A 13,450-nucleotide genomic window follows, 5' to 3' on the forward strand; every position below is an offset into this window, starting at 1 on the left:
TGTCGTAATCTGCAATTCTTCATGCATCGATCAAAAGGCTGGGCGAAATGACTGAGAGGATGACCTGCGACGAACGCTTCATTGCCCTGGCAAAAGAGCTGAACTACGACATCAATGGCGAGAATACGGTGGGCGGCAATTACGCTCCGCTGGTTCGTCATCACGATGAGCTGTACATCAGTGGCATGGTGCCGCGCACCGAGGGCAAGATTCAGTATCCGGGGCGGGTCGGGCTGGAGCTGACGCTCAAGGATGCGCAGGCCGCAGCGAGCATCAGTGCCATGCGTTGCCTGGCGTTCATCGTCGATGCAGTCGGTTCGCTGGACAAGGTCAGGGCGTTGTTGCGGGTCACGGTCTATGTGAAGTCGACCCCGGACTTCGTCGACCTGAGCGAAGTGGCCAACGGTGCATCCGACGTTTTCAGTTATGTGTTGGGTGATGCTGGCCGCCATACGCGTACAACCGTCGGCGTCTATCAGTTGCCGAAAAACGCGGCCATCGAAGTCGATATGATCGCCGCAGTACATCCTTCGGCGTAATCGCTGAAAGCCGCACAACAAAAAGCCCCGCCTGAAATTCAGAGCGGGGCTTTTTTCGTCAGCGCTGCGCTTATTGGGCGGCGATGCTGTAACCGTCGAACGCGGTCTGCTGTTGCAGGGCGGTGATGATGTTCTTGCGGTTGATCGCGTGCTCGGTGCCGGCGTTGTCGACGAAGGTCTCGCCTTCGAGCTCGGCTTCTTCGCCTTCACCGACGAAGGTGAAACCGAGGAATTCCAGCGCTTCACGATCCACGCTCAGGCGCGAACGCGGCGTGCGCATTGGCAGGGTCACGCTGATGCCGTCCTTGCTGATGCTGAACACTTCGACGTCTTTCTTGGCGCGCGCGGCTTTGCTCTTGCCGCCGCTCGGATTGCTGATCGCCTGATGGGTCTGGTTCAGTACCTTCAGGGCCAGGCCGTAGACGATTTCCTGGAACGCCGGGTCGTCCTTGAAGCTGGACAGGATGCGGCTGATCGGGAATTTGCTGCTCAGGTCTTCAAGCGCTGCAATGTCGGCGGCTTCGGCATCTTTCAGACGCTTGAGTTCACCCATCAGCTCGTAGGCCTGGTCGTCATCGAAGCGGTCGTGGGCCTGGCGGATCGCAGCGCGCAGCTCGCGGATCTGGTCGCTTTCGCGGCTCGACTGGAACGCGTCCAGGACCATCTCGCTGATGATCTTCGCCTGTGGGATGTGTTGTGAAAGATTGATGGAGTTTTCGTATTCCGCTTTGGACGACAGGGTGACTACGGATTCAGCGGTGTTGAAATCGGACATTGAAATTTCACTACTTTTTTAACTTGAGATGAGACGAGAAAGCTCGGGGGGCTTTTTCAGGCCGACTAATTTAGGGGAGCGGGACGTTGTTGTCACGGAGCAACGGCCCGGTGGAGTTGATTATTTGCCCGGCGTATTCAGGTTCATCGAACGTACGATCCACAGTTCGGCGTTCTGTTGATCCACCGGTAGCGAGAAGCGAAAGGTCGCGCCCCGTCCTGCGACATCGAGCAACTGGATTTCGCGCCCGTGCAGTTGCAGGATCCGGTGCACGATTCGCAAGCCCAGGCCGCCATCGCGTCGCGCACCACCGATATTGAACGGTCGCAGGAACAAACCCTCGCGCAACTCGGCGGCGATGCCGGGGCCGGTGTCGCTGACGGTGATTTCAACCAGCGCGCCTTGGGGTTTCAGACCGAGTTCGATTTCGCCACCCGACGGCGTATGGCGCAAGGCGTTATCGAACAGGTTGGTCAGCACCCGCTCGATCAGCCCGAGGTCAGCGCAGACGGTCGGCAGGTTGGTGTTGAAGCTGGCCTTGAGTGCAACATTTCGGGCTTCGGCGCCCAGTTCGAATTTCTGGAAGATGTCCTGCACCAGATCGGTCAGGGAAAATTTCTCCAGTACAGGCTGCACGAATCCATGTTCCAGGCGCACCAGCTCCAGCAACGATTGCGCGAGTCCGCCAACCTTGCGGCTCTGATCCAGGGCAATGCCCAGATAGCGACGGCGTTCTTCCGGGGACAGGGTCGCGTCCTTGAGTGACAGGGTTTCAAGGTAACCATGCAGCGAGGACAACGGTGTGCGCAGGTCATGGGAAATGTTCGCCACCAGTTCCCGACGCTCCTGATCCTGGCGGGTCAGTGAGCGCCACTGTTCACCGAGGCGGTTTTGCATTTGCCGGAACGCCGCGTCGAGCACCGCGATTTCATCCGGGTCCGCGGACTTGTCCACAGGTGTCGGCGCGACGGGCAGTGATTGCGGTGCGCCGTCGATGTCGAATTGGCCCACGGTTTCGGTCAATCGTCGTAACGGTCGAGTGATCAGATTAAACGCGGTCAAACCGGCAATCAGGCACAGGAATGCAACGAGCCCTATGGACAACAGCGCGGTGTTGAGCGCCGCGCTGGTGGCGCCGCGCTCGGCGAATCGGTCGTGCGCTTCGCTGAGCAGGACCACGTAAAGGTAACCGGCCGCTTTTCCGTTGACCTGCAATGGCGCCGCGCTGAAGACCTTGCGACCATCGACGCTGCGCGGGTCGTCGCCGAGGATCGGCAACGGTTGATCATTGAGCAATCGTCGAATCGGCGCGAGATCGACGGTCTGCCGACGCAGGCGTCCTTCCGGTGCCGCGTTGCCGACGATCCGGCCTTCGGTGTCGAGCAGGTACACCTCGACACTCGGGTTGACCAGCATCAACTGGCTGAACAATTCGCGCACCGCACCGGGCATCAGTCCGTTGCTGTCCATCAGCACCGTGTCGTGGGCGATGTGTTGCGCCAGATCCCGGGACAGCCCCTGCACCACCTCCAGCTCATGCATCTGACTGGAGCGCACCTGCAACCACGCCGACGTGCCGCAGCACGCCAGCAGCAGTACGGCAAATACCAGAGACAGGCGCTGCGTCAGGGTCAGTTTCATGGTTGCTCTGCGCTCGTGCCGAATTTATAGCCGCGGCCCCACACCGTGAGGATGCGCACCGGTTGCGCAGGATCGGCTTCGATTTTCGCCCGCAGGCGATTGATGTGGGTGTTGACCGTGTGTTCGTAACCTTCGTGGCTGTAGCCCCAGACTGCGTTGAGCAGATCCATGCGCGAGAACACCTTGCCCGGCTGACGTGCGAAGAAATACAGCAGGTCGAATTCCCGGGGAGTGAGGTCCAGGCGCTGGCCGTTGAGGGCCACGTCACGGGTGATCGGGTCGATGGTCAAGCCATCGAGGCTCAGGCTGCCGGCGTCCATCTTCAGATTGCGGGCCATGGCGTCCACGCGGCGCAGCAGCGCTTTGACCCGAGCCACCAGTTCAAGCATCGAAAACGGTTTGGCGAGGTAATCATCGGCGCCCAGTTCAAGGCCGAGAATGCGGTGCAATTCGCTGGAGCGGGCGCTGGTGATAATGATCGGCGTGTAGCGCGCCATGGCCCGGGCGCGACGGCAAATCTCCAAACCATCTACCCCCGGCAGCATGAGGTCGAGGATCAGCGCATCCCAGTGACCTTGCTGCAGCAGGCGCATGCCTTCGTCGCCATCGGCGCTGTGTACCACCTCGAATTGCTCGTCCCGCAGGTGCAGGCAGATGAGGTCGGCAATGTGCAGGTCGTCCTCGACCACCAGGACGCGTTTGGTCTGTTCCATGAAGCTCAATCCTTCGGCGCGATGAGCGCATTGTGCGGGTTTTCCTCGGGGCGAGTTATCACGAATTGTTTAACTTCCCGTGAGGATTTGGCGATCAACCCAAGCCTAGGCTGTGTTCCACGACAGGCATCTGGAATTTTGGGAGACGGCCATGTTTTCACGGCGACAGATTCTGGCAACGGGCGGCGGGCTGGGGCTTGCAGCCCTTCTGGCCGGTGTATTGCCAAAGTTATCCACCGGCTCCGCGTTGGTCGGCGAGGCGTTGGCCGACGAAGCGTTTGAAGTGACACACAGCGACAGTGAATGGCATGGGTTGCTCACTGATGAGCAATTCGAAGTGCTGCGCAAAGAGGGCACGGAGCGCGCTTACAGCAGCCCGCTGAACAACGAACACCGGACCGGCACGTTTGCCTGTGCCGGGTGCGATCTGGCGCTGTTCTCGTCCGAGACCAAGTTCGACAGTCGCACCGGTTGGCCGAGTTTCTGGGCGCCGCTGGAACACGCCGTGGCCATACGTCAGGACCGTTCTTTCGGCATGACGCGGGAGGAAGTCCACTGTCGGCGTTGCGGCGGTCACCTCGGTCATGTGTTCGACGACGGGCCCAAACCCACCGGTCTGCGTTACTGCATGAACGGTCTGGCCATGACCTTCAAACCCGTGGCGGCCTGAGTCGTGGCTCGCCGGCGATCTTCACTTACAACAGGACGACACTATGTGGCTCTTGGTTCTCGCTTATCTCGGTGGTGTGCTGACGATCGTCAGTCCGTGCATCCTGCCGGTTCTGCCTTTTGTCTTCGCTCGCACCGGGCAGCCGTTTGTCAAAAGTGGCTTGCCGCTGTTGGCGGGGATGGCGCTGACCTTCGCGCTCGTCGCCTCGTTGGCGGCGGTGGGCGGCGGTTGGGTGGTGCAAGTCAATCAGTACGGTCGCTGGCTCGCGTTGCTGTTCGTTGCACTGTTCGGGCTGACGCTGCTGTTGCCGCGTCTGGCCGAGCGTCTGACCCGGCCGCTGGTGTCCGCCGGCAGTCGCTTGTCGGAGGCCGCCGGCCAGGACAATCGTCCGCGTCCCGGCGCTTCGTTTCTGATCGGCGTCGCCACGGGGCTGTTGTGGGCGCCTTGCGCGGGGCCAATCCTCGGGCTGATTCTGACCGGTGCCGCGCTGCAAGGGGCAAGCATCGCCACCACGCTATTGTTGCTCGCCTATGCGGCGGGCGCCGCGACTTCGCTCGCTGCGGCGCTGTTGCTCGGCGGTAAAGTCTTCGCGGTGATGAAACGTTCGATCGGGACTGGCGAGTGGATCCGGCGCGGACTTGGAGCCGCGATGCTGGCCGGTGTGGCCGCCATCGCACTGGGTCTTGATACCGGGATTCTGGCGCGGTTCTCGACCGCCTCCACCGGAGGGCTGGAGCAGGCTTTGGTCGGCAAGCTTTCGGGCAAATCCCCTCAGGGCAACGGCACGATGATGGCGCAGATTCCCGCAGCGGATGACGCGGCGAACGGCAGCATGATGGCAGCCGGCGGCGCGATGAAAATGGCCGCCAAGGCACCAGGCTCGCTGCCGGTCGAAGGTCAGTTGCCGGCGCTTGATGGCGCAGTGCAGTGGCTCAACTCCGCGCCGCTGGATGCCCAGGCACTCAAGGGCAAAGTGGTGCTGGTGGATTTCTGGACTTACTCCTGCATCAACTGCCTGCGCACGCTGCCTTATGTCAAAGCCTGGGCCGAGAAGTATCGCGATCAGGGGCTGGTGGTGATTGGTGTCCACGCGCCGGAATTCGCCTTTGAGCGTGATGTAGGCAACGTCACCAAAGCCATGAAGGAACTGGGCATCAACTACCCGGTAGCCATCGATAACGACTACAAGATCTGGCGCGCTTTCAACAATGAATACTGGCCGGCGCATTACTTTGCCGACGCTCAGGGGCGCATTCGTTACCACCATTTTGGCGAAGGGGACTACGCCGAGTCGGAAAGAGTCATCCAGCAACTGTTGCGTGAGGCCGGTGCAAAAACCGTGGCTGGTGGCCTGATCAACGCAGACGCTCAAGGCGTGCAGCTTGCACCGGACATGAATCAGGTGCTGTCACCGGAAACCTACGTCGGCTACCAGCGCGCAGAACATTTCGTACCGGAAACCAGCCTGGTGCCTGACAAGGTCGCGGCCTACAAGACACCTGCAAATCTTGCCCTGAATGACTGGAGCCTCGGCGGCCAATGGGCGGTCGGTGCTGAGCGTGCCACCGCCAGTGCGCCGGCCAGTCGTATCGTTTATCGCTTCCATGCCCGCGACCTGCACCTGGTGCTGGGCCCTGGGGCGGACGGTAAACCGGTGCGCTTCAAAGTGATGATCGATGGTCAGGCGCCGGGCGATGCCCACGGTGTCGACGTGGCGCCTGACGGCAGCGGTCGCGTGACCGAACAACGCTTGTATCAATTGGTACGGCAAACCGCTGACGTGAAGGACCGCACCTTCAGCATCGAGTTTCTCGATCCGGGCGTGTCGGCCTACGCCTTTACCTTCGGCTGATCAGGAGTACAGAACATGAAAGCTCAAACTATCTGGCGTCGTCTGCTGCTGGGCGTCGCGACGGCCGGGGTTGTCGCGCAGTGCTCGGCGTTTTCCTTCGGGGCCGAGGAGGGCGTGGTCATTCCGCCGCCGGCACTCGACGAAAACACCCAGGCGCACAGTGAAACCGCTGTGTTCGCCGGTGGCTGCTTCTGGGGCGTACAGGGTGTTTTCCAGCACGTCAAAGGTGTGCAGAAAGCCGTTTCCGGTTACGCCGGCGGCGCGGCGAATACGGCGGAGTACGAACGAGTCAGCGAAGGGGATACCGGCCATGCCGAATCGGTGCAGGTCACCTTCGATCCAACTCAGGTCAGTTACGGCAGCCTGTTGCAGATCTACTTCTCGGTGGCCCACAACCCGACTGAACTCAACCGCCAGGGCCCGGACAGTGGCACCCAATATCGCTCGGCGCTGTTCCCGGTCAATGCCGATCAGCAACGCGTTGCACAGGCCTATATCGCCCAGCTTGATGCGGCGCATGCCTACAGCAAACCCATCGTGACCAAACTGGAAACCTACAACGGCTTCTACCCGGCAGAGGACTATCACCAGGACTTCCTCACCGAACACCCGAGCTATCCGTACATCGTGATCAATGACATGCCGAAAGTGGCGCAGTTGAAGCAGTTGTTTGCCCAGCGTTATCAGGAGAAACCGGTGCTGGTGAAAAGCGGATCGTGATCACCGGTTATCCAATGGTTAATGTGCGGTCACGGGCGACTGTCGGGCAACAAGGGCTCGCAGTGCCCAGTAGAGCTTCAGCGAGCGGGTACTGATCAGGCCGCACATGAAACCCGACACCGTGGACTTGAGCAGCAGCATGTCGGGGGACGCGGCAAGCTCCGGATTTACGGCATCCTGATACCCGAAGTAATAGTTTGCGAAAAAAAACATCAGGAACATGATCAGGATTTTCACGGTGCCCGGCATGATCAGCCCAGTCGAGGAGTCGTCGAGTACCACGCCCTTACGGGAGAAAACCAGCCAGGCCGAGAAACCGCCCAGCAACAGCGCGCCGAACCAACTGCTAAAAAACAGGACCGGGTCGATCGTCAAGTTCAGGGAGTACAACGACCACGCCAAAAATGCGGGTGGTGTTATGAGCATCGAGAGACGGCTTTCACGGCGGGGAGAAAACGCCTTGATCCCGAAATAAACCACAATCAGAAAAAACACGTAGGCCCGTATCGGGGTGTTTTGCAGAATCGTGAGCATCGCGCAGCATCCATGCTGAAAAAGAGGAAGGTGGATAATAGCCGAGGTCGCATTCAGTACCCGTTATTTCAATCGCGGGCGTTCCATTGCAATCACTGAGGTTTCAAACCCCAGGCTGGCAAAAAATGTTTCGGCTCCCTCGCGCCCCGCACGCAGTACCCAGGTGATGTCGGGGTTGTCGCCCATCACATGCTCGACCAGTGCCCGGCCCACGCCTTTGCGTTGGTGCTGCACATCAACGACCACCATCGACAGGTAGCCATTGGACAAACCGTCGGTGATGCCGCGGGCAAAGCCAATAATCTGTTCGCCCGATAGCGCGACGGCCGTCCGCTGCGAGTTTTGAATCAACTGCGCAAAATGCTCCGCGGATCCGACTCGATGCGCCCAGCCGTGCTGCCCGAGAAACAACCGCACCGATTCCGTTTCGGCGGGTAGTAGATCGCGTACCGTCAGATCGTTTTTCATTGGGTGATCGTGTCCTTGATGACCAAGTGATTGTTATTGAACCGATGCCAAGCGTAGTCAGCTTTTCCCCCACGTCTGCATCGCAAACTCAACAAAGCGCCGAAGCTTTGGCAGTCGATAGCGATCCTGAGCATAAAGCAGGTGCAATGGGCGGCTCGGCGGTTGGTAGTCGGGAATCACCGTGACCAGTTTGCCGTCGCGCAGATCCTGTTCCACCAGTGCATCCGGCAACATTACGATGCCCATGCCGGTACGGGCCGCCTGATGCAAACCGGCGGAGGTGTTCATCAGCATCGGCCCACTGACGTCGATCATGATTTCCCCCTCCGGACCACTCAATCGCCAGCGTTTTTCCACCGATTGCCAGTCATCGCCAGCGGGATAGGCGAACGACAGGCAATCGTGCTGTTGCAGGTCTTCGGGCGTCAGTGGCATGCCGCGCCGGGCTACGTATTCCGGGGAAGCGCAGACGGTCAGCGTGTAGTCGATCAATGGCCGGGCGATCAGATTCGACTGCTCGAAATGCCCCAGTCGGAACGCAACATCAAGACCACTCTCTATCAAGTCAGGGCGGCGGTTGGTCAGGACCACATCCATTTTTACCTGCGGGTATTGCAGGGAAAATTCGCTTAGCGCGGGAGCCAGTCGTTCGACGCCAAAAGTCAGCGGTGCGGTGATGCGCAGGAGGCCGCGCGGCTCATCCATGGTTTGTTCGGCGAGACGTTCGGAGTCTGTCACGAGCCCCAATACTTCCAGGCAACGCTGGTAGTAGACCGTGCCGAATTCGGTCAGCCGCTGACGCCGGGTGGTGCGTTGCAGTAACTGCACGCCGAGTCGCTGTTCCAGTGCGCGAAGGTGATTGCCGACCATGGTCGTGGACATTTCGCACTGCAGGGCGGCCTTGGTCATGCTGCCGGCTTCCACGACTTTGACGTAGACGCTCATCGACTGGAACAGATCCATTATCAAGTCCTGCTTCTAAATGATTGAAGTTTTCCCGAGTTTATCCAGCTCTGGTGGCTAACCATACTGCAAACACACCGACCTTCACTGGAGTTTGAAGTCATGACCGCCGCCCTGATGAACACGTACCAACCGCTGGCCCTGAGTTTCACCAAAGGCCTGGGCACCCGTCTGTGGGATCAGGCCGGTCGCGAGTACCTCGATGCCGTCGCGGGTGTGGCGGTGACCAATGTCGGCCATTCGCACCCGCGGATCGTTTCGGCGATCAGCGAACAGGCTGGATTACTGCTGCACACATCCAACCTCTACAGCATCGACTGGCAGCAGCAGTTGGCGCTGAAATTGACGCAGCTGTCGGGAATGGAGCGGGCGTTCTTCAACAACTCTGGCGCCGAGGCCAATGAAACCGCGCTGAAACTGGCGCGTCTGCACGGCTGGCGCAAGGGGATCGAGCAGCCGCTGGTGGTGGTCATGGCCAATGCGTTTCATGGCCGTACTCTTGGCACTTTGTCAGCCAGCGATGGCCCGGCGGTACGTCTGGGGTTCAACGATCTACCGGGTGACTTCGTCAAAGTGCCGTTTGGTGATCTTGAGGCACTGGAGCAGGTGCAGCAGCAACATGGCGAGCGGATCGTGGCGATTCTGGTCGAGCCGATCCAGGGCGAAAGCGGCGTGCAAATGGCGCCGTCGGGTTACCTGAAAGCCCTGCGCGAACTCTGCAACCGTCACGCCTGGCTGCTGATGCTCGACGAAATCCAGACCGGCATAGGCCGGACCGGGCGCTGGTTTGCGTTCCAGCATGAGGGCATCGTTCCCGACGTCATGACCCTCGCCAAGGGTTTGGGTAACGGTGTGCCGATTGGTGCCTGCCTGGCCCGGGGCAGGGCAGCGGAGCTGTTTACCCCTGGCAGCCACGGCAGCACGTTTGGCGGTAATCCGCTGGCCTGCCGGGTTGGCTGCACCGTGCTCGAGATCATCGAGGAACAAGGCCTGCTGGAAAATGCGCGGATTCAAGGTGAGCGCCTGCTCAGTCGCTTGCACGCGGAACTGGTGGGCAATCCGAATGTGCTGGCAATTCGTGGGCAAGGGTTGATGGTCGGCATCGAACTGAAACAGCCGATTCGCGACCTGACACTGATTGCTGCGCGGGATCATGGACTGCTGATCAACATCACCCGGGGCAAAACCATACGGTTGCTGCCACCGTTGACGATTGATGAGCGGGAGGTGGGGATGATTGTCAGGGGGATGGGATGGATACTTGAGGCAAAGTGACCCTCTTGATTGCGTCTGAAGTGGCTGCCGATCATTTTCGGCAGCCACGGTTTTCATCCGGGCAATCTCCTGTCGGAAATTGTCGCAATCCTAATCAGGATAATCCGTCAGATCCGGTGCCATCATTCGGGTCTTTGACGCGCCATTCGAGTTGTGCTGGATGATGTCCTGTGGCTGCCCTTGCTCATTGAAAAACACCTGACCAATCCCCGCCGAGTTCCACAGACGTTCACCTGCTTCGGCATGCTCGGGAACGTACGGCACAATACGCATGCGTCGGCGTTTGGTCAGCCAGTTCAGCGGCGAGCGGGGTGAGTAGAGCCAGCGGTTCAGACGGTCGAACCATTCCAGCAAGGTTTTCGGGAACTCGTTCTTGATACCGCTGCTGGTGATCTGCCAGATTCGCGGGCCGGCCTTGCGGTGTCGGATAAGCACTTCGTAGACGAACGAATAATGCACATCCCCTGACAGCACCACGTAATTACCCGGTGTACGCGTGTGTCGGAAAATATTCAGGATCACTTGGGCGGCGCCGCGATGGGCCATCCAGTTTTCCGCGTCCACCAGCAGTGGATAACCGCACCAGCTGAATACCCTTTGCACCGTTTCGATCAGCTTTACACCAAAGATCGGTGCTGGTGAGACGATGATTGCCGACGGATGATCGAGCAGTTCCTGTTGCAGTTCGCTCAAGGCTTCCCAGTCGAGCAGACCGGAAGGTTGCTTGAGCGCCATTTCGCTGCGCCAGCGTCGGGTGCGGGTGTCGAGTACAACCAGGGCCGGACTGGTCGGCAGTACAAAGTGCCAGTGCTGAAAACGCAGCAGCTCATCGATCAGATCGTCTTGCACTGGCGCATCGAGATAGTGGTCATCACCGCTGTCGCTCAGGCGTCGGGTTTTCTCCAGCATCTCGCTGAATGCATCCGGGTTGTTGCCCCAGCCCTGGCACAACATATAGGCGATCAGTGCATTGCCGATGATGCGTTTGGAGAACGGATGGCCGTAGGCCGTTTCTTCCCACTGCGCGGAAAGGTTCCAGTCATCGGTAATGTCGTGGTCATCGAAGATCATCAGGCTCGGCAAGTGCGCCAATGCTCTGGCAACGTTGCCGAGGCCTGCCTTGAAGGCATCGATCCGGGTCTGCTCCAGTGTATAGCGCTGGCGACGTTCGGGTGCCAGCGCTGGCGCTTGCGGGTCGATCAATGTCCATGGCGTTGGTGACCACACCAACAAGTACATGGCCATGACTTCGGCAAACGTCACCAGATGATTGTCGGCACTACTGCTGGTGAAAATCGGCTTACGCGTACCGCCGAAAAAACGTTCGCGCAATGTCTCGTTGCTTTCGAGCGCGGGTAACAAATCCGCACGGTGGTAGTAACTGGCCGGGTGCTCATAAAGTTTGGAGCTGTTGCTGACCACCGCACCTTCGAGGTACTCGCCGAACAGGCCAAGCCGTTCGATCAGGGCGTGAATCGCCCGCAGCATCGGGCCGGCGACGTCATCGGCGTAGATCTGGTCGCCACTCATCATCAGCAGGGCCGGGCGCTGTTGCGGATCGGTTTCGGCGGCGAGTAATCGATCGACGCACAGCAAGCCGTCCGCTGCCGGGTGATGGGGCTTGCGGCAGGAGCCGTGCAACAGTTGATCGATCCGAGAACGCAGGACGAAGTTCGGGCGCGGGTCTGTCTGGTACAGGAGATGGGGCGCCCAATCGGCGATCTTTGTTTCGCCGTCAATCAGCAAGTCATAGTCGATGCGTTCTTCGCAGGGCAGGGCGCTGTCGAGGACGACGTCGATCAGATGGACAAACGCCCGAGTGCCTACAGGGATGACCGTGCATTTCGTTGCGTCGAGAGGAATGTCTCCCACACCTTGCAGGCGTAGGGTCAGCGTCAGTTGGCGAGTACCCACCAGCCACAATACAAGTCGTGTCGGTTCCAGCCGCCGCAACAGCGGGCCGGCCAATACAGGAGGCAGCGGGGAGAGGTCAGCAGAGGATCGAGACATCAAAGGGGAAAGCTCAAGGCGCACAGGCTGGCGATGATAGCGCAGCCTGCGCCTTCAACTCTTAAGCGAGGCTTAAGAGCCAGCCTTTTGCAGCTTCAGATCCAGCAGGCGCCACTCGGCATAACCCGAGTCATTGGCCGGCAGTTGTTGTATCGAACAATCGAACCGGTAACGGACATCATCGCCGAGCATGTTGCGGGCGGTGACAGTATTACTGATGGTGTAAGTCTGATCCTTGAACCGCTTGCTGCTGGTTTTCTCTTGCGGGGTAATGACCGCCGCCATTGGAAAACGCATGGCGCTCTGGATGAAAGGCGTGCACATAACCGATGCCAGTACCGATTTGTCAGCGTTCGGATCCTTGCCCATCATCTGGCGCAGAGTGACGAAGTTCTTGCCTGCGGTGTCTTCGACCTTCTTTTCAGAAACCGATGTTGCCATGCGCTTACTGTAGTAGGGCATTAGCGCGGACTCGGGTGGTGAAGGTTCATTCTGCGGTTCGCTGGCGACATAGCTTGCAAGGTTGTCGGAAACTGGTGCTGGTGCTGGTGCCGGAACCGGAGCGATTGGTGCTTGCGTTGCGGCCGACTCCTGCTCTGGCATCAGACCAGGTTTCGTCGCGGCGGCCTCTTTAGCAATCTCGGGCGCAGGCTTGTCTTTTGACTTGTTTGCGGACGGGAACAACGACAGGAAGATGGATAGCACCACGACGCCAACAATGAAACCGCCGACCGCGCCAATGAGGTTTCCGAGAAACAGGTTCCAGCTGCCGCGGTTTTTCACCACCCAGCGCCACATGAACCCCCAGGCCGCGACAAATGCCAGAAAACACAAAAAATCCATTCGATCCTTTCCTTAAACCTTCGATAGCCTGAGATCAGCGCGTTCCCGATGATGAGCGCTGAAGATGGACGGCAAGATATCAAAATAGAAGCGTGGCGCCACTTCCTTCATCTATGTAGTGGGCCAGGTCTGGACGTCTTCCCGGCGCACCAACCGTTCGAGCATGTCCCGCTGGTAATCACCCATGAGCAGATCATCGCGCAGGATCGGGCTCAGGCCTTCTTCCTCATAAGCCAGTTTGAGGGAGAAAAGGGCGACGGTTTCCAGTGACGTTTCGATGGGGATCCTTTCGTGATGTCTTTTGGGGCGTGGGGGCGTAGTAGCCTGCGACTATATAGAAGGCGAAAAACAGACCTTTCCAGCCTAAAGCGAAATTAGGGGTTGACGGCAGATTCTGGAGGCCTATAATTCGCCCCACTTCCGGCGCAGTCGAAACGGAAAACTCCT

The 13,450-nt window shown here is 59.3% G+C and carries 14 protein-coding genes; 6 read left to right on the top strand and 8 right to left on the bottom strand.

The genetic code is table 11. From position 1 onward, the window contains the following. Window positions 1–47: 47 nt before the first annotated feature. A complete protein-coding gene (locus AC07N4_RS28800; RefSeq protein ID WP_085709372.1) occupies window positions 48–539 on the top strand; it encodes a RidA family protein in 492 nt (163 codons plus the stop codon). A gap of 70 nt (window positions 540–609) precedes the next feature. Here the strand turns inward: AC07N4_RS28800 and AC07N4_RS28805 are convergent, their stop codons facing one another. The 3 genes from AC07N4_RS28805 to AC07N4_RS28815 all read right to left on the bottom strand — a co-directional run bounded on the left by AC07N4_RS28805 (window position 610) and on the right by AC07N4_RS28815 (window position 3,668). Next, window positions 610–1,314: a hypothetical protein gene (locus AC07N4_RS28805; RefSeq protein WP_273538259.1), complete on the bottom strand. Its 705-nt coding sequence runs from the start codon at window positions 1,312–1,314 to the stop codon at window positions 610–612. Between the two features lie 120 nt (window positions 1,315–1,434). Then, on the bottom strand, window positions 1,435–2,955 hold the full coding sequence (locus AC07N4_RS28810; RefSeq protein WP_493066586.1) for a sensor histidine kinase: 1,521 nt from the start codon (window positions 2,953–2,955) through the stop codon (window positions 1,435–1,437). After that, window positions 2,952–3,668, bottom strand: a complete 717-nt coding sequence (locus AC07N4_RS28815; protein WP_096822804.1) for a response regulator transcription factor — start codon at window positions 3,666–3,668, stop codon at window positions 2,952–2,954. Before AC07N4_RS28815 ends, AC07N4_RS28810 begins: the two co-directional genes overlap by 4 nt. Window positions 3,669–3,819: 151 nt before the next feature. On the opposite strand from AC07N4_RS28815, the gene msrB reads away from it, so the two are divergent. Genes msrB through msrA form a run of 3 tightly spaced genes read left to right on the top strand, consistent with a single transcriptional unit; the run spans window position 3,820 to window position 6,910 of the window. Continuing rightward, window positions 3,820–4,338 carry a peptide-methionine (R)-S-oxide reductase MsrB gene (msrB, locus tag AC07N4_RS28820; protein ID WP_192558940.1) on the top strand — a complete coding sequence of 173 codons (519 nt, stop codon included), beginning with the start codon at window positions 3,820–3,822 and terminating at the stop codon, window positions 4,336–4,338. A 43-nt stretch (window positions 4,339–4,381) separates the two neighbouring features. Continuing rightward, window positions 4,382–6,190, top strand: a complete 1,809-nt coding sequence (locus tag AC07N4_RS28825) for a cytochrome c biogenesis protein DipZ (protein WP_493066585.1) — start codon at window positions 4,382–4,384, stop codon at window positions 6,188–6,190. Between the two features lie 15 nt (window positions 6,191–6,205). Next, the gene (gene msrA / locus AC07N4_RS28830) at window positions 6,206–6,910 is read left to right on the top strand and encodes a peptide-methionine (S)-S-oxide reductase MsrA (protein ID WP_096822801.1); all 705 of its coding nucleotides are present in this window, start codon (window positions 6,206–6,208) and stop codon (window positions 6,908–6,910) included. An 18-nt stretch (window positions 6,911–6,928) separates the two neighbouring features. Here the strand turns inward: msrA and AC07N4_RS28835 are convergent, their stop codons facing one another. From AC07N4_RS28835 to AC07N4_RS28845, 3 genes are all read right to left on the bottom strand, one after another. Next, entirely contained in the window at window positions 6,929–7,444 is a 516-nt protein-coding gene (locus tag AC07N4_RS28835; protein WP_493066584.1) for a hypothetical protein, read from the bottom strand. Between the two features lie 63 nt (window positions 7,445–7,507). Then, window positions 7,508–7,912: a GNAT family N-acetyltransferase gene (locus AC07N4_RS28840; RefSeq protein WP_493066583.1), complete on the bottom strand. Its 405-nt coding sequence runs from the start codon at window positions 7,910–7,912 to the stop codon at window positions 7,508–7,510. 57 nt (window positions 7,913–7,969) lie between these two features. Further along, window positions 7,970–8,875, bottom strand: a complete 906-nt coding sequence (locus AC07N4_RS28845) for a LysR family transcriptional regulator (protein WP_493066582.1) — start codon at window positions 8,873–8,875, stop codon at window positions 7,970–7,972. Between the two features lie 102 nt (window positions 8,876–8,977). On the opposite strand from AC07N4_RS28845, the gene AC07N4_RS28850 reads away from it, so the two are divergent. Continuing rightward, entirely contained in the window at window positions 8,978–10,150 is a 1,173-nt protein-coding gene (locus AC07N4_RS28850) for an aspartate aminotransferase family protein (RefSeq protein WP_493066581.1), read from the top strand. 90 nt (window positions 10,151–10,240) lie between these two features. Here the strand turns inward: AC07N4_RS28850 and AC07N4_RS28855 are convergent, their stop codons facing one another. Both AC07N4_RS28855 and AC07N4_RS28860 read right to left on the bottom strand, forming a co-directional pair. Beyond that, the gene (locus tag AC07N4_RS28855; protein WP_493066580.1) at window positions 10,241–12,160 is read right to left on the bottom strand and encodes an alkaline phosphatase D family protein; all 1,920 of its coding nucleotides are present in this window, start codon (window positions 12,158–12,160) and stop codon (window positions 10,241–10,243) included. A gap of 72 nt (window positions 12,161–12,232) precedes the next feature. Further along, window positions 12,233–13,003 carry a hypothetical protein gene (locus tag AC07N4_RS28860; protein ID WP_493066579.1) on the bottom strand — a complete coding sequence of 257 codons (771 nt, stop codon included), beginning with the start codon at window positions 13,001–13,003 and terminating at the stop codon, window positions 12,233–12,235. Window positions 13,004–13,054: 51 nt separating this feature from the next. Here AC07N4_RS28860 and AC07N4_RS28865 point away from each other — a divergent pair, with 51 nt between their 5' ends. Next, the gene (locus AC07N4_RS28865) at window positions 13,055–13,273 is read left to right on the top strand and encodes a hypothetical protein (RefSeq protein ID WP_495077484.1); all 219 of its coding nucleotides are present in this window, start codon (window positions 13,055–13,057) and stop codon (window positions 13,271–13,273) included. Window positions 13,274–13,450: the final 177 nt, after the last annotated feature.

The sequence above is a fragment of the Pseudomonas sp. GW821-FHT09E04 genome, from assembly GCF_059416185.1.